Source organism: Duganella sp. Root198D2 (genome assembly GCF_001428585.1).
Taxonomy (GTDB): domain Bacteria; phylum Pseudomonadota; class Gammaproteobacteria; order Burkholderiales; family Burkholderiaceae_D; genus Rugamonas.
The window spans coordinates 199,750-220,239 of sequence record NZ_LMIC01000023.1; the positions used below are offsets into that span (position 1 = coordinate 199,750).

General features: G+C 59.3%; 17 protein-coding genes. 9 read left to right on the plus strand and 8 right to left on the minus strand.

Annotated features, from left to right (window positions below; genetic code table 11):
- Positions 1–9: 9 nt before the first annotated feature.
- From ASE26_RS18575 to ASE26_RS18595, 5 genes are all read right to left on the minus strand, one after another.
- Positions 10–1,458 (minus strand): hypothetical protein, encoded by a 1,449-nt coding sequence (locus tag ASE26_RS18575; RefSeq protein ID WP_055923791.1) that lies wholly within the window; start codon positions 1,456–1,458, stop codon positions 10–12.
- A 129-nt stretch (positions 1,459–1,587) separates the two neighbouring features.
- Positions 1,588–2,298, minus strand: coding sequence for a hypothetical protein (locus ASE26_RS18580; protein WP_055923788.1), 711 nt, complete (start codon positions 2,296–2,298; stop codon positions 1,588–1,590).
- 5 nt (positions 2,299–2,303) lie between these two features.
- Entirely contained in the window at positions 2,304–2,651 is a 348-nt protein-coding gene (locus ASE26_RS18585) for a hypothetical protein (protein ID WP_055925167.1), read from the minus strand.
- Between the two features lie 44 nt (positions 2,652–2,695).
- A complete protein-coding gene (locus ASE26_RS18590) occupies positions 2,696–3,412 on the minus strand; it encodes a hypothetical protein (protein ID WP_057246713.1) in 717 nt (238 codons plus the stop codon).
- Between the two features lie 106 nt (positions 3,413–3,518).
- Complete coding sequence (locus ASE26_RS18595) at positions 3,519–4,460, minus strand: alpha/beta fold hydrolase (RefSeq protein WP_307142626.1); 942 nt, start codon at positions 4,458–4,460, stop codon at positions 3,519–3,521.
- Positions 4,461–4,507: 47 nt separating this feature from the next.
- On the opposite strand from ASE26_RS18595, the gene ASE26_RS18600 reads away from it, so the two are divergent.
- From ASE26_RS18600 to ASE26_RS18615, 4 genes are all read left to right on the plus strand, one after another.
- On the plus strand, positions 4,508–7,546 hold the full coding sequence (locus tag ASE26_RS18600; RefSeq protein ID WP_055923779.1) for a sensor histidine kinase: 3,039 nt from the start codon (positions 4,508–4,510) through the stop codon (positions 7,544–7,546).
- Between the two features lie 33 nt (positions 7,547–7,579).
- Positions 7,580–8,215, plus strand: coding sequence for a response regulator transcription factor (locus ASE26_RS18605; protein ID WP_055923776.1), 636 nt, complete (start codon positions 7,580–7,582; stop codon positions 8,213–8,215).
- A 12-nt stretch (positions 8,216–8,227) separates the two neighbouring features.
- Positions 8,228–9,019, plus strand: a complete 792-nt coding sequence (locus ASE26_RS18610) for an SDR family NAD(P)-dependent oxidoreductase (RefSeq protein ID WP_055923774.1) — start codon at positions 8,228–8,230, stop codon at positions 9,017–9,019.
- A gap of 74 nt (positions 9,020–9,093) precedes the next feature.
- Complete coding sequence (locus ASE26_RS18615; protein ID WP_156397799.1) at positions 9,094–9,813, plus strand: hypothetical protein; 720 nt, start codon at positions 9,094–9,096, stop codon at positions 9,811–9,813.
- Positions 9,814–9,862: 49 nt separating this feature from the next.
- Here the strand turns inward: ASE26_RS18615 and ASE26_RS18620 are convergent, their stop codons facing one another.
- Positions 9,863–10,363: an arsenate reductase ArsC gene (locus tag ASE26_RS18620; protein ID WP_055923768.1), complete on the minus strand. Its 501-nt coding sequence runs from the start codon at positions 10,361–10,363 to the stop codon at positions 9,863–9,865.
- 136 nt (positions 10,364–10,499) lie between these two features.
- On the opposite strand from ASE26_RS18620, the gene ASE26_RS18625 reads away from it, so the two are divergent.
- Complete coding sequence (locus ASE26_RS18625) at positions 10,500–12,839, plus strand: family 43 glycosylhydrolase (protein WP_057246714.1); 2,340 nt, start codon at positions 10,500–10,502, stop codon at positions 12,837–12,839.
- A gap of 198 nt (positions 12,840–13,037) precedes the next feature.
- On the plus strand, positions 13,038–13,820 hold the full coding sequence (locus ASE26_RS18630; protein WP_057246715.1) for a hypothetical protein: 783 nt from the start codon (positions 13,038–13,040) through the stop codon (positions 13,818–13,820).
- Here ASE26_RS18630 and ASE26_RS18635 read toward each other — a convergent pair.
- Together ASE26_RS18635 and ASE26_RS18640 are read right to left on the minus strand one after the other, a co-directional pair.
- Positions 13,796–14,197, minus strand: coding sequence for a hypothetical protein (locus ASE26_RS18635; protein WP_156397798.1), 402 nt, complete (start codon positions 14,195–14,197; stop codon positions 13,796–13,798). The two genes, ASE26_RS18630 and ASE26_RS18635, sit on opposite strands and share 25 nt — an antisense overlap.
- Before the next feature lie 11 nt (positions 14,198–14,208).
- The gene (locus tag ASE26_RS18640) at positions 14,209–17,484 is read right to left on the minus strand and encodes a winged helix-turn-helix domain-containing protein (RefSeq protein ID WP_229207012.1); all 3,276 of its coding nucleotides are present in this window, start codon (positions 17,482–17,484) and stop codon (positions 14,209–14,211) included.
- A gap of 212 nt (positions 17,485–17,696) precedes the next feature.
- Between ASE26_RS18640 and tssB the strand changes: the two genes are divergently transcribed.
- From tssB to ASE26_RS18655, 3 genes are all read left to right on the plus strand, one after another.
- Positions 17,697–18,239 (plus strand): type VI secretion system contractile sheath small subunit, encoded by a 543-nt coding sequence (tssB, locus tag ASE26_RS18645; RefSeq protein ID WP_055923755.1) that lies wholly within the window; start codon positions 17,697–17,699, stop codon positions 18,237–18,239.
- A 45-nt stretch (positions 18,240–18,284) separates the two neighbouring features.
- Complete coding sequence (gene tssC / locus ASE26_RS18650; RefSeq protein ID WP_055923752.1) at positions 18,285–19,775, plus strand: type VI secretion system contractile sheath large subunit; 1,491 nt, start codon at positions 18,285–18,287, stop codon at positions 19,773–19,775.
- A gap of 67 nt (positions 19,776–19,842) precedes the next feature.
- A complete protein-coding gene (locus tag ASE26_RS18655; RefSeq protein WP_055923749.1) occupies positions 19,843–20,328 on the plus strand; it encodes a type VI secretion system tube protein Hcp in 486 nt (161 codons plus the stop codon).
- Positions 20,329–20,490: the final 162 nt, after the last annotated feature.

Genomic DNA, 20,490 nt, shown 5'->3' on the forward strand with positions numbered 1-20,490 from the left:
AGCCGCGGGCTACATTCGGTCCAGGCTTTCGATGCGATTTGAAAGGATCGTGCCCATCCAGCGCAAGGAGTTGGACACGACCTGATCGTTCGGCATGATGCGGCTTAGTATCGCCTGGCTGTTCAACAGGACAGCGCCGCCGTCGGCAGGGTCCGCGACTTCCCAGGCGCCCGCGATGATCGGAAACTTCGTGAGCCACCGCAGTACGACGTCGACTTCTTTCTGGTGGATGAAATCGTATGGCGAATTGTGCATGTCGCCGTGACCTTGCTTCGCATTGTGGAGAATTGCTTGCGCAGTGAGTGGCTTGGCGGGCTTGAAGAGTTGCTTTCCGCCGATCTCGCCGCCCTTGGTGGGGCTTGCCGGCAAAATGCCGCCGACCAGGTGCAGCTTGAGCGTATTGTCGATCTGTCCCATGGCGCGCCCATTGCCGATCGGGCCGTGGATCACGGTTTGAGGCGGAACGGGCATGCCAACTCCCGTGGTGGCATCACGCGGGATGGCCAGGGGGTGCCACAGGATGGCACCCCAGGTGAAATTGGGTGTGCTGGCTTCGGCCAGGTCAAGCACCATCAAGTTGATTGGCCAGGCGCGGGCGTTTCGCGCGGGTTCGGCATGGAATATTGCCATCGTCGTGACCGGCAATAGAAACTGCATGCGCGAATAGTCCTTGCCCAACGCTAGCTTTTCCCCCTTCATTAACTTGCGGATTGCGCCGGCGATAACTGGGGAACGGGTAATATCGTTCCAGGAAATCGCGCGCGGCACCCCGCGCCCGGCTGCCAGCGCCTGCCGGCTTTGATCGTAGATCAATCCCGGGTCCACCATACGTTGAGCCAGCAGTTGGTATTCGGGATCGCGATGCGAGTTTTTCACCATCCAGCCCTGCAGCCTGGCCCTGTCCTCTGCATGAAAGAACTCCATCGAGTCGTTAGATGCGCCGCCGCTTATCTTTGCCGCGGCTTCCACCACTTTGCTGAGGACGACCGCGGTCCAGTTCGCGGGCGGCGTTCCGCTGGCCGTAACCTGGCGCAGTACCTGCCTGGAATTGACGCCCGGCTGCGTTTCTTCGATGCCCAAGCGAATCGTCATCAAAAATCCTGTCTCAGTGCGCAAGCGTGGCAAGCGGCCGTAAAGGCTGCGAAACGACTTGCATGCTGCCTCCAGGATGCTCGCGCCTTGCAGATAGGCTGGGCCGGCATCGCCAATATAGACGCGCTTGTTCTTCGTAATCAGGCGGCCGGCCAGCTTATAGTAAATGACAGCTTCGTGTGTCGATGCTTTCCAGCGTGTGATCCAATCCGATGCACTGTCCATGACGTAGGGATCGTTGGCCGCGCCGGTGCCAGCGAGATCCGGAGCCAGCCTGGTTTCATGAATCAGCTTCTCGATCAGGGCGAGCAGGTGGAAGCCATCCACAAAGACGTTGCCGTTGCGCAGCTTCAAATAGCGTGCCATGATGCCTCCGAGCCGAAGATGGCGCCTGGCGCCGTTATCCATCCTGCCCAGTTTTAGCTGATTGCCAGCGCTGTTTCAAGTATCAATGCAGTATCAAAGCGTCGCTGCGAGAGGCCGCGCTGCGGCCTGCTACTGGAGCTTTACCAGGTCGGCTACAACGTCGAAGTCGCACTGGACGTGCTTCTTTTCAGCACCGCAGATGGCGGCATCGAAGAGCGGCAGCGTGCGCTTGCCGGAGTTGGCGCCGATGATTGAACGCGCGATGCCATTTTTGACGCAATCATCGCTGGGGGACGAGGCGGGCAGGGCGGCCGCATTGAACTCGAACTGGCCGACTGCGTGGACGCGCTTGAACCCTGGCAGCGGAGCGTCCGAGACAGTCATTTTGTCGACCTGGATTTTAAGCTTCGCCTCCGGATCATTCTCAACCGCTGAGTACTGCTGGCTATAGGTGCCGCCGTTGTACCCCTTGAGCAGATCACGATCAGAGGTCCTGACGTTGAAAGAAGCCAGCGTCATCCCCGGCTCGGTCAGCGATGGGAAGTGGAAGGTGCCGGTTTCCATTGGCAGCGGCATCAGTGAGCTGGAAACCTGGTATGCCTTGCCGTCATGCTCCACGTCCAGGCTTAGGCCGAAGCCGGTGATGGTATTGCCCTGGATGCCGAAACTGGCCAGCCCGACTTCCGGTTCACCGGTGCCAGCCAGCTTGATATCGCCGGCAACGCAGTTCATCGTATTGCCCTTGCCCGGCGTTTCCGATTGCTTCGCGTGCGATGTTGCCGTCTTCTGGCCGCAGGCTGCAAGCAGGATCGATGCAAGCAAAATGGCCAAGGGCTTCATGACTATTATTCGTCGAATTCCGAACTCAGGTCCTTGAAGCCCTTACGCACTGCGAAGGGCAGGAATTCGTCCGGCGTATCGAGCACGATCAGGCGCTTTTCCTGAATGACCGGATCGCCCGGCGTCAGATCAGGGCCGCTGTAGCCCAGAGTACGCAAGCGTGCGCTGATTTCGGCAAGCAGCTTATGATCCTTGTGCAAGCCGTCGCTGGCCGGTGCCGCCAGGTCGGCATAAAGGTCGACCACGCCATAACCTTCATCGAAGATGCGCAGGGACTTGATGTCGACGGTGCGGCCATTGCCGTCCACTGCTTTGAAAGGGCCGCTGAGCTGGATATCGGTGTCTTGAGTCATGCCGGCAGCATACACCATTTGATCGGATGCGCCGTAGTGAAAACTCATTTGCCCAGCAAACGAAGGGATTCTTCCCAATCATTCTCCCAGGCATAGAGGAAGTCGTGCGCCTTGAATGCGCGCTTTAACGGTCCGAGCGGAACACGGTAAACGTCGTGCAGTCCAAGCGCCAGGGTGACTGGATTCCATACCGCGTTACGTTTCGATTTGCGGGCGCTGGCTTTGACGCGGGCGCCGTCGTCACCGAAGATCCCAAGCGCCGTATCCAGTTCGCGCGCCAGGTCCAGTCGCACGAAAGCAGAAAAAGCGGTCAATACTTCGGCCTTGCCGATGCCATACTGCGATTCGCTTGTACTTGCGGCCTCACCCTGTGGGGGCGTCGGACGGTTCTCGTGCTTCAGCTTCCCCGCGAGGCGCTGCAGGTCCTTCTTGGGGAAACGCAATTCGTCGAGTGAGCGCCGAAATCCCGGGGCAGGCAATCGTGCCGGCAATTGATAGGCATCTTTCGTGAACGTGATCAGGACATCGTCGCTACCGGCTACCAGCCGTGCGATATCGTCCTGGAAGAAGATTGGCGCCGCATAGCCGCCGTTGGCATCGCCGAACAACTCCGGGTACGCCGCATCGTAATCGAGCCAGATCACCGGTTTCAGGCCGTTCTCCAGCAGGCGGGCGAGGGTCCACGGGGAGCCGGTCTGCTGCGCCAGCCAGGCGCAGGCTTCATCGGTGGTGGCCCTGAAAGGTAATACGGTATCGCTCATAGGTTTTTCTGTAGATTCTGGTGCGCGCTTGTGATTATATCCGTGGCGCGCAGCGCAGCACCCGTCTTTCAAGAGAAAAGAGGGGTGTGGAATCGTCAGATTCGCCTTACTTCAGGAACTGGACCAGCCTGGGGAGTACATCGGCTGTCGCTTCCTCCATCAGCCAGTGTCCGCTGTTCTTGATCACCACGCCTTCGACGTTGTTATCGACCAGGCGGGCCTGCTGTATCAGGAATTGACCCGATGCTTTTTCCCCGGTCAGCACCAGCATCGGCATGGTCAGCGGCGTTTTCATATAGGTCGCAAATTCTTCCGCGTCCTGGGCAAAAGCCCGGAAGACTTCGAAGCCCGCCGCCATATGGCCCGGTTGTGCGTATTCAGCAGCGTAGAATCTGCGATCAGCCTCGCTCAGAGATTTCGTTTTATCCGCCGCGAAATCGTTCCAGAAATGTTCGAAGTAAGTGCGTTCACGCCCTTTGACCAGGGCCAGCGGCGTCTCGCCATAAAAATGGAAATGCCACAAGTCGCGCAATAGCCAGACGTCCTTCCAATTGCCCACACCAGGCAGGAAGGCATCCATCAAGGCAATCTTGCTGACCTCTTGCGGGTACTGCGCGGCATAGGCGTAAGCAACCATCAGGCCAATATCGTGCCCGACCACCTTGGCCGATTTGATGCCAAGGCTGACCGCCAGTGCGTGCACGTCCTGCGCCATGACCGATTTGGTATAGGGACCTTGCGGCAGGCCGGATTGCCCGAATCCGCGCAAGTCGGGAGCAATCACCAAATGCTCTTTCGATAGCTGGGCGATCAGCGGCAACCACATATGGCTGGACTGGGTGTAGCCATGCAGCAGGATCACCGGATCGCCTTTGCCGGCTGCCAGATAGTGGATGCGAACGCCATTTACGTCCGCAAAATTACTCTTGGGTGTTTGCGCGTGAGCGTGTCCGGCGACGCTGCAAAACAAGAGTAAGCCCATGTAAAGCAAATTGCCCATAGTTCGTAGCATGATGATCTCCAGTGGTTGAACCACCAGAATATCCATGCCTGTACAAGCGGCATACCCACTATCGGGTAGTTTGTTTCTATACAATGTTCGTCATTGCAAGAAAGTTCAGAAACGACAATACATTGCCGATCGCGCACGCTATGGAGAGTTCATTGCTGAGTTATAGAAGCTTGGTTTCGGTGCTGGTGCTTCTTTTTTGCTGCGCGTCGTCTCAAGCCCGCAGCTGGCCAGGGGCCCAGATCAACCTGCACCACACCAGCTGGACTGCGCGCGATGGCGCCCCGGCCATGGTCCTGTCGATGACCCAGTCGAAGGACGGCTGGCTGTGGCTTGGCGGCCCGGCCGGACTGCATCGCTTTGACGGAATCCGGTTTGAACAGTTCACACCGGCCAACACGCCCTTATTGACCAGGAACGTCAGCCTGGTCAACGCGTTCGTCGATGGCTCTTTATGGATAGGCTATCGCACCGGCGGCGCCGCAAGGATTGAACATGGACGCATCCGGAATTACAGCGAACCGGACGGCCTGCCGAAGCGCGCGGTATGGGGCATTGAGCAAGATGGCAACGGCCGGACATGGGCGGCGACCGCTCAGGGGATGTATTACCTGGAAAACGATCGTTGGCATGCGTCTCCCACTTCGTGGCGGCTCCCCGCTGATACGTACAAAACCCTGATGCGCGACCGGGATGGCGTATTGTGGGCGCAAGGCGATAGCGGAGTCTACTTCCTCCGGCCGGGCAATACGCATTTCGGCAAGGCTCCAATCGATAGCGGCACTGGCGTCCTGTTCAACCTGGCGGACGGCGCCGTAGTAAGTTGGAATGCCGCCCGCGCCCGTTTCAATCGTTTGTCAGGCCCTGGACAAGATAGTTATCCCTCGTTGTGGGAGCGCTTGGGCGACCCTACGAGCCTGCTAATTGACCACCGGGGGAACCTGTGGGTAGGACATAAGGACGGACTTGAATACCGTACGCGGGATCGGGCGTACCTGACTACGCCACCGCAAGGCCTGAGCGGCCCTGCCGTAGGTGCGATATTCGAGGATAGGGAGGGCAATGTATGGGCCGCCACGTCTACAGGAATCGATCGTTTCCGCGGCAGGCGCTTTGCAAGAATCGAAGTGCCTGAGTCGGCCATTGGCGCCGCCATCCTGGCCGACGACAACGGCGGTGCGTGGGTGGGCGGCTTTCACATTGCTGCAGGCGATGCTGGCGATCCGAGGATTACGCCGTTGTGGCCTGCCAGGCGTGAGGGCTGGGCGGATATGCTGACCAGCTTCACTCGTAGCAGCGATGGTACGTTGTGGGGCGCGTCATATGGCGCGCTGCGGCGTATCCAGGGTGCGGACAATCGCCGAATCGAACTGCCGGCCAGCATTGGCGAACGGGTAATAACAAGTGTGGCGGCTGACCGAAACGGAGAGTTGCTTGCGGCGATTCAGCAGATGGGCCTGTACCGCCTGGATTCCAGCGGCGGCTGGGGGAAAACCGGGGAAAATGGTGAAGTCAATGTAATGGCGCGCTCCGATGCCGCAGGCTTATGGCTTGGATACTTTCCGGGCCGCGTAGTGCACGCCGAGGATGGCAAATGGCAAAGCTACGGAGCAGCCGAGGGCCTTGCGATTGGACTGGTAATGTCGCTGCATTTGCATGGCAAGCACGTGTGGGCGGGCGGGGACAACGGACTAGCGCTGTTCGAGGCCGGCCGGTTCAAGCAGGTCAGCGGCATCAATGGCGAGTCCTTCGACGGCATTTCTGGCATAGTCGAAATGGAAAATGGCGATCTATGGCTGAATGCCACGGCAGGCCTGTTCCGGATTGCGGGTGGAGAGGTCGCCAAGGCGCGGCGGGAACCGGCATACCGCGTGCATTTCGAAAGGCTGGATCAGTCGGATGGGCTGGAGGGCAGTGCGCCGCGCATTACCCCATCGCCTTCGCTGGTGCTCTCGTCGGATTTGCGCTTGTGGATAGTCAGGTCGACCGGCTTGTTCCGGCTGGATCCGGAGGAACAACTGCCGCAATCGCCCGCCTTGCCCCCGATCATCAAGACAATCGGCGCTCCGGGTGAAGGCAAGGCCTTGCAGGGAGATGTTCAATTTGCACCAGGCGTGACGTCCTTGCAGGTCGACTACACCGTCCCTTTGCTGGCCATGCCGGAAAGGGTGCGGTTTCGTTATTGGCTGGATGGGGTGGATAAGGAATGGCAGGATGTCGGCACCCGTCGCAGTGCCTATTACAGCAACCTTGCGCCGGGTGATTATCAGTTCCGCCTTGCTGCCTCAGACTACAACGGCAAGTGGGGCGATCAGCACACGGTGGCACGCTTCACGATCGTCCCGACCATGGCGCAAACATGGTGGTTCAAGGTGCTATGCGTAGCGCTGCTTCTGTCAGGTGCCTACATTGCATATCGCTGGCATGTTAACCGCTTGGCCAGGCAAATGGCCTATCGCCTGCAGGCACGGATGCATGAGCGTGAGCGAATTGCCAGGGAGTTGCATGACACCTTGCTGCAATCGGTGCAAAGCTTGATCCTGCATATCCATGCAGCCGTTACGAAATTGCCGGCGAAAGATATTTTGCGGATCCAACTTGAGACTGCGTTACAGCAAGCAGACGACGTGGTGGATGAAGGCCGCGAACGGATTCGCGAGTTGCGGGGGGCGGATGACCACAGGCTCAGCTTCCCCGATGCGGTGCTGGCTGCAGCGGCCCGCTTGCGAGTTGGTGAAGCCGGCGCGATCCGGATGAAAATGAGTGGCGTGCTTCGCCTGATCGACGGTGCCATTTACCAAGACGTCCTGGCGATTGTGATCGAGGCCATCGCCAACGCCTACAGGCACGCCGGCGCAGGCCGGATCGAGGTCGAATTTCAATACGGTATGCGGGAATTCCGTTGCGTCGTACGCGATGACGGCGTAGGCATACCAGTGGAAGTGCTGAGCGAGGGCGGGCGCCAGGATCACTGGGGAATGCGTGGTATGGCTGAGCGTTCGGCCCGGATCGGCGCCAAGCTTACAGTACTAAGTAGTGCCGGCCATGGCACTCAGTGGCAGTTAACGCTGCCGGCGGCGCTGGCCTATACCCGAAAGGGTGATCAAAACGGCATTTTCAGGTGATACCCTCATGCAGGTGAAAAAAGGAGCGCTGTTATGGAAAGCGAACGCGGCAGGACGATCAGGATTCTGGTCGCAGACGATCACCCCCTGATGCGCAGCGGGATTGCTGCTGTGCTGTCCGCAGATCCGGCATTTTCGGTTGTAGCAGAAGCCGCCGACGGCGATGAAGCCATCGAACAGTACAAGCGCGTTCGCCCCGACATCACGCTGATGGACCTGCAGATGCCGCGCCGCGATGGGATAGAGGCAACTGCGGCGATCTGCAGCTTAGACGCGCAGGCACGCGTCATTGTCCTGAGTACATACGCCGGCAACGTGCAGGTAGCACGCGCCTTGAAAGCGGGCGCGAGCGGCTATATCCTGAAAAACCTGGCCCGGAGCGAATTAGGCAGCTATATAGCTGCCGTGCATGCGGGACAGCGACAGCTACCGCAGCAAGTCGCCTCCAGCCTGGCCAGCTGCTTCCAGCAGGATTCGCTGAGCAAGCGGGAGCTGGAAGTGTTGCGCCATGTCGCCGATGGCAATTCCAACCAGCGTGTTGGCCAGTGCCTGGGGGTGAGGGAAGACACCATCAAAGCGCATATGAAGACCATCCTGCAAAAACTTGATGCGCGCGATCGCACCCATGCGGTGACGATCGCCTTGCGTCGCGGCTATTGGGAAAACTAGAGGAGGAACACCATGGATCTGCAACTCGAAGGCAAGCTTGCATTGATTAGCGGTAGTACGGCAGGAATTGGCAATGCCATCGCATACGCCCTGGCGCAGGAAGGTGCGAATGTTATCGTCAACGGCAGGTCGCAGGCCGGGGTCGATGAGGCGGTGGAGCGCATGCGCTCCGAAACGCGTGGAACGGTCCTCGGCTTTGCTGGTGACCTGAGCCAGCCCGATGCCGCACAGGAAGTGGTGCGGCGCCATCCCGGCATCAGCATCCTGGTCAACAACCTTGGCATCTTTGAGGCGAAGGCCTTTGAGGACATTCCGGATGAGGATTGGCAGCGCTTCTTCGACATCAATGTCCTGAGCGGGGTGCGCCTTGCCCGCCTGGTGCTGCCGGATATGAAGCGGGCCAACTGGGGACGCATCATTTTCATCTCCAGCGAAAGCGGGATCCAGATCCCCACCGAGATGATCCACTACGGCATGACCAAGACGGCGCAACTAGCGGTGTCGCGCGGGCTGGCGGAATCGGTTGCGGGGACCGGCATCACGGTCAACAGTATCTTGCCCGGACCGACGAAGTCGCGCGGCGTCGGCGACTTCGTGGAAGGCATGGCGCGTTCCGCCGAAAAGAGTTTCGAGCAGGTGGAGGCGGAGTTCTTCGACCATGTGCGGCCTACGTCCTTGATCAAGCGCTTCGCCACGCCGCAGGAGGTGGCGTCGCTGGTCGCCTATGTGGCGAGCCCGCTTTCGTCGGCAACGACCGGCGCAGCATTGCGTGTCGATGGGGGTGTGGTCAAGAGTGCGTTCTGACGGGCAATCGTGTTGCCGTAAATATATGCTCGTGCATTATGATTGCGCAAGGCTGCACGGGGAGGCATTGCGCGATGCGCAGTGGCCGCGACGGGCGGATGGAACTTGAAAAACACGATAGGAAAGAAATGAAGAATTTGTTTTGCACGCTGCTCCTGGCCACCCTTGGTTGCGCCAGCGTTCACGCTGCCGATCTGGAACTGGATGACTGCGACGTCCTGCTTGGAAAGAAGTCCAATGCTGCCTACAAAAGCTGGATGAAAGAAAACCATAAGGAAGCTGAAAGCGGTAACCGCGACGCGATCCGCCTGCGCGCGGCGGAAGCGAACAATCGCCTGGCCTGTCATGAAGAAGTACTTACCGGAAGTTCCGGTTGGGGTGTGACGATGACTTCTGCGGACGGCAGCTCGGAATCGCAACTGCCACCCATCATCACCGACATCCGCAAGCATGCTGCCGCATGGCGCGCGCTGAACCAGGCAGTCAAGTACGGCCACCAGGCCGGCGCTTTCGATGTTGGTTACAAGGGTGCGGCCGCGCAACAGGTGATGCGTTATGCGGCCGAGCTGCCGGAGCAACTGGAAGGAGCTTATGCGGATGCGGCTGCGGTCTATGAATACGACTGCGTGCTGAAGCGCCAGTTCGGGCGGCGCGACCGCAATGCAGGCTGTGCTTCCGTCCGTTCCACAAAGGCGCGCCTGCTGCCGCTGGTCGCAGCTGAGCGACGCCAGGTGCTGGATGTATCCGCGCGCCAGTGGGCAGAACAATTGCCGGCCGTGCCAAAGAATCAGTAAGACCGTTGTTGTACGTAAGCCGAAGGCAGCCCGATGTGGCTGTCTTTTTTTAAAGCTGGACGCCGGCAATCCTCGCTATTTTGCGTTGCAGCGCCATTTCGTCCAATGCCTCCGCAGGGAGGTTGCGGAAGATCTCCAGCCGCGTCTTGATTTCGCGGCAGACCGTGAAGAACTCCTGGCGGATCCCATCCACCGGCCCTTGCCTGGCAGCCGGGTCGCGGAAGTTCCAGTTCGCCGATGCTGGCTGGCCCGGCCAGACCGGGCATGGTTCGCCCGCCGCCACGTCGCACATGGTGATCACGAAATCCATCTCCGGTGCGCCGGGCTCCGAAAATTCATCCAGGGATTTGCTGCGCAGGCCATTCAGCGAATCGTCGAGGGCCCTGATTTGTTCAACGGCGAACAGATTCAGCTTGCCGGCGGGCTGGCTGCCTGCGCTGAAGGCGCGGAAACGGCCGCCGCCAACGGCATTCAGCATTGCCTCTGCCATGATGCTGCGGGCAGTATTCTGTGTGCTGAGGAACAGCACGTTGTAGGTTCGGTTGCTCATGCAAATTGTCCAATCATAGCGAAGCAAGGTTACAGTTTCATGACATATTTGTTTCGCTATCAATGCAGAGGAAAAGGTCATTGGACACCCCGGTTCTTGCGCGCTAACTTGCGTAAAAACATAATTGGAGACGAACGTGACCAAACCCTTCTCGCTGTTATGGGCTGCCGCCGTATTGGCCTGCTCCATATTGTCCCTTGATGCAACGGCTGGTGTTCCCTATGCCCCGGTGGCTTTCCAGAACGCGTCGGTACATGATCCTTCCGTGATCAGGACTGGCGGCACCTACTATGTGTTCGGCTCCCACCTGGCATCGGCCAAATCCACGGACCTGATGAACTGGACACAAGTCACCAGTTCCGTCAGCGCGACCAATAAGCTGTTCCTGAACGGTTCCGGCAACGTGTTTACGGAACTGGCGGAGACCTTCAACTGGGCCCAAACGAATACCTTGTGGGCGCCGGACGTGATCCGGCTGGCAGATGGCCGGTACTATATGTATTACAACGCCTGCAAGGGTGATTCGCCACGCTCGGCGCTGGGTGTGGCGGTGGCTGACAAGATCGAGGGCCCTTATGTGAACAAGGGCATCATCCTGAAGTCGGGCATGTGGGGCCAGGCAAGCTACGACGGCACTGTTTACGACGCGCTCAAACATCCGAACACAGTCGATCCAAACGTGTTCTTCGATAATGGCGGCCGGCTGTGGATGGTGTACGGTTCCTACTCCGGCGGTATCTTCATCATGCAGATGAATCCAGCGGACGGCATGCCCCTGCCGGGGCAGGGTTATGGGAAGCGCCTGATGGGTGGTAATCACAGCCGAATCGAAGGCGCCTACGTGATGTACAGCCCTGCAACGCAGTACTACTACCTGTTCAGTTCATTTGGCGGGCTGGACGCCGCAGGTGGCTACAATATGCGCGTGGCACGCTCCACGAACCCGGATGGTCCTTATGTCGACGCCCAAGGGCTGAACATGGCGAACGTCAAGGCGGACCCGGCGAAGCCCCTGTTTGACGATGCCTCGATTTCCCCTTATGGCGTGAAAATCATGGGGAACTTCCTGTTTGAGCGAAGAATTGGTGACGCTGGGACCGGTGTCGGCACCGGCTATGTATCGGCCGGCCACAATTCGGCGTATTACGACGCGGCCACCCGCAAACATTTCCTGGTTTTCCATAGCCGTTTCCCGGAGCGCGGCGAGCAGCATGAGATTCGCGTGCACCAGATGTTCATGAACGCTGACGGATGGCCGGTGCTGGCGCCGTATCGCAATACCAACGAAACGCTGGCGCCTATACCGCGCGGGTTCGTCTTTGGCGACTATATGTTCGTCAACCATGGAAAGGACATTTCCGCCAGCATCAAGAAGTCGAAGCTGGTCACGCTTAATGCGAATGGCACGATCAGCGGGGCTGCATCGGGCACCTGGACGCTCCAGGGCGGCAACCAGGCCGAGATCAACCTGGCCGGCTCGCCGCCATTCAAAGGCGTCTTCCTGAACCAATGGGATGAGACTTCCAAGAGCTATACCGTGGCGTTCAGTGCGACGTCGCGCGACGGCGTGTCCATCATGGGCAGCCGCTTGCCGGCCCGCAGCGACATGCAGGTCGTGCAGGCGGTATACGGCGAACTCAGTCTGGGCAATACCAATGCGGTCACGGGAGATATCGCATTGCCGACCAGTGCCGCGCGCGATTCGGTCATCTCCTGGGCTTCTTCCAATCCTTCGGTGTTAAGCAGTACCGGACAGGTCAGCAGTCCTGCAAGCGACGTGAACGTAACACTTACGGCCACTATCACGAAGGGACACGCGCGCGTTGTCAAAACGTTCGCTGTCACAGTGCGCAAGCTGCGCGGCATGCTTGCGCACTACACGTTTGACGGCAACCTGGGCGATTCGACCGGAACTTTCGGCGCGGGCACAGTCGTCGCTAGCAAAATCGATGTTGCCGGTGGCAGCCTGATTTACGAAGCGGGCATGAAAGGAAGTGCTGCCGTCTTCAACGGAGCAACCGGCGTGCGCTTGCCGGATGGGCTCATATCGAATAACGCCTACACGGTGGCGATGTGGCTCAAGCCTGCGCAGCTGGCTGCTTTCTCGACCACTTTCTTTGGCGCCCGCAATGCCGAGTCGTGGATCAGCTTCCTGCCGAAAGGCCATGACTTTGCCGGCGGGGCGAGCATGCTGTGGTCCGGGACGGCCTGGTATGACGCGGGGCTGGGGATGAACATCCCCGTCGGGCAATGGTCGCACGTGGCATTCACGGTCAAGAATGGGGCTGTCAGCGTGTATGTCAACGGGACGAAGCGCTTCAGCGGGGCGAACTTCCCGAATGTGTTTACGACAAACACAGGCGTGTTTGCGCTGGGCGTCAACTGGTGGGATACGCCGTATAAGGGCTCAATGGATGACTTGCGCATTTACGGTACGGCGTTAAGCGATTCGGAAGTCGCAAGCATTGCGCGCTGATTTTTTGCAGGTACAACGAATGCCCGGCTTTGGCCACCTTCCCAAGCCGCTTTGATTTTTATCAAACCATCGCTGAAAGGCGAAGAACGCAACAATTTTCAGCCGTAAGATCGTCGTAAGGCAATAAGCAGGGCGCCTGGTTAGAGTAGCTGCAGCACGCCGCAAGTGCAATTCGATCACTCCTGACTGGGAACGGAAATGAACGCACGATTGATGCAGCCACTGCAAGAGAATGGAGTCGCCCTGTCAAACGATGACCTCTGGCGCGAGGTTGAACAGTTGCTGGCCAGCCCGACCTTCGCGAAAGCGCCCCGCATGTGCCGCCTGCTGACTTTCCTGCTTGAGAAGAAGCTGGGTGGACATGAGCACGAGATCAACGAATATGCGATCGGTTTGGACCTATTCGATCGCGATGCGAGCACATACGATACAACGCTCGATCCGCAAGTGCGGGTGCAGATCGGGCGCCTGCGAACTCGGCTGGCAACCTACTATGCGGCCACGGAGCATGCGGCGGCGATCCATATTTCGATCCCGATGGGGAGCTACGTTCCTGTCATCTCGCATTCCGGAGCGGTGCCGAAGCTCCTGCGCTACAAGCGAATCCAGCTTGCTCCGTTACGAAACCTGACCGGCCCCGGTGCAAGCAGCAATTTTGTTTGCGGACTTGACGAGGAACTCGGCTCCAGGTTGTTCCAGTCGCTTGGCAATGGTGTGCAATTCAGCGCCGCCGGCACGATGTGCGAAGCCGGCAATGCCAGCCAGGCTCCGAGGCTGGAAGGGAGCGTACGCGTGGAAGACAAGCATGTGCGTGCTTCAATCAGGCTGGTGGAGCCTGTGGCCGGCAGCATCGCCTGGCTTTCGCAATTTGATCGCTGCGGCGAGCTCTGCATGTCATTACAGGAGGAGCTGGCCGCGGCGATCTGTGACGAACTACGGCACTATCTCGCCGACTATCAAGGCGGGATGTTAGCTTCCTGAGGGTCTTCCTTGAACCTGGCCTCAGTCACCGAATTGTAGAAGTGTATGTAGTAATTGAACACTTCGGAATGGTTGCCGTGGTCATTGTAGGTGGCGATCGACAAGCCGTAAGCTCCGTTCTCAAACGGCAGCGACTCGGCATTTTCAGGCTTGGGCGAGATTTTGGTAATGGTCCAGCCATTTACCGATGCATCGTCGTCCAGCACGAAGTTGCATATTGTCGGGCGGTTGATCTGCATGTCGCACCGGTCGGACCGATCGTGGAATATGCCGGAAACCGGTTCGGTGTATGTGTACGTTGCATTGGCATCGTTCTCGATACCAAAGATACTGACAACGATGAGTCGTTGAACAGTTGGTCTGTCAATTGGCTGCATGTATTTCCCTTCTAATGGCTAGAAACAAATTGGAAGTACGAACTATCACGGTAGCCTATCTCTTTAAGTTGTTTTGCTCCTTTCTGGAAGATGACTTGATTCTGCAAGCATGCATTCACCCGCACCCATGGATCAAGGATTTGATGGTTCATTGACTCTGCCGCTTCACCTGCGATCAGTTCGCGGATGTGCGAACAAGTTGCAACCGAAGCCTGTGTGTTTTTCTGCTGTTGCTGGAGCGAAGCCTGCAGCTGCAAGGCTTCGATCAATGCCAGCCTGCCATTGAGGTTCGACGGATTGCTGGCGTAAATCGCCTCGAGGTTCGCGACCGAACGTTTGACTTCCTCTTCCGCCGCGGTCGCCTTGCCACTGGCAAACAGCAGCGTCGCGAGCCGTGTGCGCGCGGTGGCTTCGCGGCGCTTCCAGTCCGAATTCCTGGGGTCGAGAGCCAGGATTGCCTGCAACCGGCGGTGTGAGTCCGCTACCTTGGGCAGCAATCCATCGGGCGGGGAATGGCGTGCGGTGATGCGCAGCAGTTCGAGGTCCAGGCTCGCCAGCTCCACTTGCCAGGCGCGGTTGTTCGGATCCTGCGCCGTCACCTGCATGAGCAGGCTCCTTGCTTCCTCATAATCGCGCAGGGCTTCCTTATCCATGCCAAGCGCCAGGCCGATGCTGGCACGGTGCTGGAGGGCCAAGGCATGCCTGTGCACCCACATGGTCTCGCTCGGGAAGCGTTCACGCAACCGGGTGATCAATTGCATCTCCTGCGCATACAGGCGTTGCGCTTCCTGCAGCTCGCCCGAGGCTTCCTTGGCCGAAGCCAGCCAGGAGTAGCTGCTCGCCAGCTCGACGACGATCGGGTACAGGTCTGGTCTGATGGCCAATACCTTGCGTTTCAGCTCAATTGATTCCACAAATTCAGGAACCGCCAATGCTGGCTTGCCGCGTTTGAAGGCCAGGTTACCGAGATTATTGTGGGCATACGACTGCTCGATCAGCCATTCGGTATTTTGCGGCTCGATCTGGTGCAGCATGTCGGAATAGGTGAGATAGTCCCGCCACGCTTCTCCCGCCGCTTGCCAGTCGTTGCGGTCCTTGTGCATCTGGCCGACCCAGTAGGCGTTGGCTCCCAGGCTCTTGAGCACCTGGATGTCCTTGGGCGCAGCCTGGTGCTGGCGTGTCAGGATCACATTGGCCTGGTTTAGCGCATCAATGGCTACTTTGGAATCGCCGCGCGAACGGCCAACCTCGCCGATTACCTGCAAGCCCTTGGCACGCAAGGTAAGGGCATTGGGGCTCAGGTCCTCGCCATCCGAGCCGCGCAGGTATTGCATTGCCTTGCCGCTGACGCTTTCCAGCAAGTCCAGGCGGCCCAGCGGACGCAGCTTGTCGGCAAAGTCGCCGAGCATGAAGTCCATCAGGCTTTCCGCCTCGTTGCGGCGCAGCTCCGCCGAACGTTTGGCGGCCATGGCGCTGAGTCCAAGGCCCGTGGCCAGTAGAGCCAGGGCGACAATTGCCGACATCGCCAGCACGCGGAGGCGCTCGCGCTGGCGTGCACGCTGGTGCGACGCGCGAATCAGCTCCGACTCATTTTCGGACAGCGAGAGCACGCCGGCGTGCTGCAGGTCGCGTGCTTCATCCAGCAGTTTTCCGTGCGGGAGCAGCAAGTCGGCTGGCCGCCCTTCGTCGCGCCAGCGTGTCGCCTGCTGCGCCAGGCGGCCGCGCGTGCGCAGGGCAACACGGTGCGCCGCTATCCAGTCGGTCATGCGCGGCCAGCGGCGCAGGATGGCGTCGTGCGCGATACCGAAGACTGGATTGCCGTCGGCCAGGTCGCTGACGAACAGGCGCGCTTCGACCAGCGCGCGCACCGCTTCCTGCGCGGCTGTGCTGCGCAGCGCCGACCACGGGGCACGCTGGCTGGTCGCAGTGTCGCCGTCGAGCGAGAGCACAATCAGCAGCGACATGATGTGCGGGATGGTCGCGCGCTGGGCGTCGTCGAGCTCCAGTACCACCTGTTCGGCGCGCTGGCCGATTGCACCCTCAAGATCGCCCAGCTGGTGGAAGGCCTCGAAGCTGAGCACTCCTTGCTCCGTGCGCAGGCGGTACAGCTCCTGCAGGCAATACTGCAGCAGGGGCAGGGCGTCCGGACTGTCTGTCGCGCTCTCGCATAACACGTCGTCGAGCCGCGCATTGGTCAACGGGTCGATACCGAAACTGAGTTTGGCCGCCGCCGCCGGCCGGCGGATGATTTGCGCGATGTCGCTGAAGCCAGGGGCGCCAAGGTCGAAGTGGCCGCCGTGCCGCTTGCCTTCGGTTAGCAAGGCGTATTTGGCGATGCTGGGATAGAAGTCGTTACGGCAGGCGATCACCAGGAGTGCGGCATGGCTGCGTGCCAGTTGCCCCAGCACCGACAGGAAGGCGCGGCGCTCAGTCTCGGCGATGCGGCCTTCGTTGAAAAAGGCTTCGAAGCGGTCGATGAAAATGGCGAATCGCAGTCGCTTGTGGAGCTGGGAGTGCGCTTCGAGCGCAGCTTCCATTCCTGCTATCACCGAGTCGCAGGACTGCTGCAGCCGGATGCCCAAGGAAATAGCGTTCTCGCCAGGGAAGGCGCAGTCCTCGCCCCACTGCAGGTCGAGCAGGGCGCCGGCCAGGCCGGTGAACAGGGTTTGCTCGCCCAGTTCCACCAGGTCGAAGCCAGTCGCAGCCAATACGCCGACTTCGTGACCTGATGCCAGGTCCGATAAGGCTGGAAGCAGGCCGGCCTGGATCAGCGACGTCTTGCCAACGCCGCTGGGGCCGAGCACCATCGTCAGGGAAAAACCGTGCCTGGCCTGTTCCATCACTGTTTCAAGCAGGTTGCGGGTTGCTTCGTCGCGGCCGAAGAAGACATCCGCATGTGCTTCGTCGAAGGCCATCAGGCCACGGAACGGCGAACCAGCTTGCCAGCTCCTGGCGCCTACCGATTCAAAGTCGATCGGGGCCACCGCGCGATAGCCGCGCATGCGGATGGTCTCGATGTATTCGGGGGATTTTGCATCGTCGCCGAGCAGGCGCCGCAACTGAGCGACGTTCTTGTGCAGGGAGCTGTCGCTGTTGACGACGTTGCCCCAGCACTGCTCCAGCAATTCTTCTGCGCTGACCACCGCGCCGCGTGCATTGCACAAAGCAAGCAATACATCCATCGTGCGCGGCTCCATCTGGCGCTTGCCTTGCGTGCCCTCAATCGAGTTGGTGGATGGGTCGATCAGCCATGCACCAAAGCGGAAGGGGCTTCTTGTTCCTTTCAATCCTGCTGCTGCAACACTAGCGTCGGGCATGTCGGAAGATCGCTGGAGGGACGAAGCCGCATGCTAACACGATTGCCCTCAAAAGTTGCGACGCAGAATTGGGCCAATATCGCTTGATACTGCGCTGATACTTGTGTTACGCGAGCGCGCAGTCCTAATCTCAAAACCGAAACACCCGGTTTGTCCCCTATAACATTTCCAGTGAGGGCGTGATGTCAGACAGCTTGCAAAAATGGGTGGGACGGAACCGTCCCCCGCGCGTGCAAATTACCTACGATGTGGAAATCGGCGACGCGGTCGAGAAGAAGGAACTGCCTTTAGTGGTGGGCTTGCTGGCCGATCTGTCGGGCCAGCCACTGGTGCCGTTGCCGAAGCTGAAGCAGCGCCGCCTGGTGGAAATCGACCGCGACAACTTCAAGGAAGTGATGGCGAAGATTGCCCCGCGCCTCGACCTGTCGGTGCCGGACACCTACAAGAAAGACGGCAACCTGAAGATCGAATTGAAGTTCAGCGAGATCGATCATTTCCATCCGGAGTCCATTGCACAACAAGTGCCACGCCTGGCGAAGCTGCTGGTGGTGCGCCAGCAATTACGCGACCTGCTCGGCAAACTCGATGGCAACGATGAACTGGATACGCTGCTCGAGAAGATTGTCGAAAACACGGAAGAACTGAAGGCGCTGAAGGCCGAAAGCGGTGCTGCTTCCGCGGGCGAACCTGCAGCGGAAGAAAAAGCCGAAGAAGTCCAGTCCTGATAGCGCCAGCGCGCTGTTTTCCCTACCATTCAGAGAGAGTCCAAAATGGCCAGCAATCAAGAGGAAGTCCAGGCCGGTGCCAGTACGACCAACCAGGAATCGAGCCTGTTGGATCGCATCGTCCAAGAAGGAAAAATGGCCGTCGAGCCATCGCAAAGCCAGTACGCACGCCAACTTCTTGGCCAGTTCGCCACCCAGGTACTGGACGAAGGCATGAAGAAGGCGCCCGACGCGGGCGTCGTTGCCATGATCAATGAACGCGTCGCACAGATCGACAAGATCCTGAGCGACCAGGTCAATGCCATCCTGCACGACGAGCGTTTCCAGGCGCTCGAAGGATCGTGGCGCGGCCTGCACGACATGGTGTTCGGTACCGAGACAGGCACCATGCTCAAGCTGCGCTTGCTCAACGTGACGAAGAAGGAATTGTTGAAGGACCTGGAAGGCGCGGTCGATCACGATATGAGCGTACTGTTCAAGAAAGTCTACGAAGAAGAATACGGTACGTTTGGCGGCAACCCTTACTCGCTGTTCATCGGCGACTACTACTTCGGCCGCCATCCGCAGGACATCGCGCTACTGGAACGCTTATCAAAAGTCGCCGCGGCTGCGCACGCGCCGTTCATTGCCGCTGCAGCGCCTTCGCTGTTCGACATGGGTTCGTTCACCGAACTGGGCGTGCCGCGCGACATGGCGAAGATTTTCGAAAGCGATGAGCTGGTCTCCTGGCGCGGCTTCCGCGACACGGAAGACTCGCGCTATATCGCCCTGGTGCTGCCGCGCTACGCCGCTCGCCTGCCTTACGGCGCAAAGACCAATCCGGTCGAACAGTTCGCCTTCGAAGAAGATGTGGACGGCAAGGACCACAACAAATACCTGTGGGCGAACTCCGCTTACCAGCTAGGCCTGCGCATCACCGATGCTTTCGCCAAACATAGCTGGACCACGGCAATCCGCGGCGTGGAAGGCGGCGGCAAGATTACGGGCCTGACGGCGCACACCTTCAAGACCGACGAAGGCGACATCGCGCTGAAGTGCCCGACCGAGGTAACGATCACCGACCGCCGCGAGAAGGAATTGAACGACCTTGGCTTCATCGCCGTGGTCAACTCCAAGGGTTCGGACATGGCCGCCTTCTTCGGCGGGCAGTCGGTCAACAAGCCGAAGCTGTACAACAAGGATGCCGCCAACGCCAATGCGGCGCTGTCTTCACGCCTGCCGTATGTATTGGCCGCCTCGCGCTTTGCGCACTATATCAAGGTGATCATGCGCGACAAGATCGGCAGCTTCCAGACCCGCGGCAGCGTGGAGAACTTCCTCAACAACTGGCTGAGCGACTATGTCCTCCTGAGCCCGAACGCTTCGCAGGGCGAGAAGGCGCGCTTCCCGCTGTCGGAAGGTCGCGTCGACGTTACCGAGGTGCCCGGCAAGCCGGGGGCCTATTCGGCCACGGTATTCCTGCGGCCGCACTTCCAGATGGAGGAGCTGACTACCTCGATCCGGCTGGTGGCGCAACTGCCCGCCGCGGCTGCCTGATTGACCATCGATCCTGCGCGCGGCATGCGCCAGTCGCTGCCGCCGCATTCACTTTACGGAGCTTGCTATGTCAGACGTACTGATTCTCGACCTGGGTGCCGACATCAAGGGCAACTGCACCATCACCGGCTTTACGGACAAGATCATCGTCCATTCGTTCTCGCACAACGCCTACCTGCCGATGGGCAGCGACGCCGGCAATACCGAACGGACCCTGGGCCGTGCCGTGCTGTCGGAAATGTCTTTTTCAAAGTCTTCCGACCTGTCCACCACCGAGTTGTTCAAGGCTTGCGTGAAAGGTACGAAGATCGGCCCGGCCAAGCTGAACATCGGCCGGGTGGAGAATGGCGCCTACATGAACTTCATGACCTATGTGATGGATAACGCCATGGTCTCGCAAATGAGCTGCAGCGGCGGCGGCGGTATCCCGAACGACTCGTTCTCGGTGAATTTCACCAAGATCAAGGCCGATTTCACGCAGCAGAAAACCGATTCGACGTCCAAAGGTACCGGTACCTGGAACTGGAACCTGGAGACGATGAAGGCGGATTAACCAGGATCCGCGGATGGCCTGCATCTTTCGGCAGGATCGAGAGATGCAGCGCCGTGTTTTGACTCCCAAAAAATTCATTACCCGATCGCAGCGGTCACGAAAGCATCGTCGCCAACTTCAAGGCGGACGGGCTCAACAACATTTCCGCCAGCCTTTGCTCAA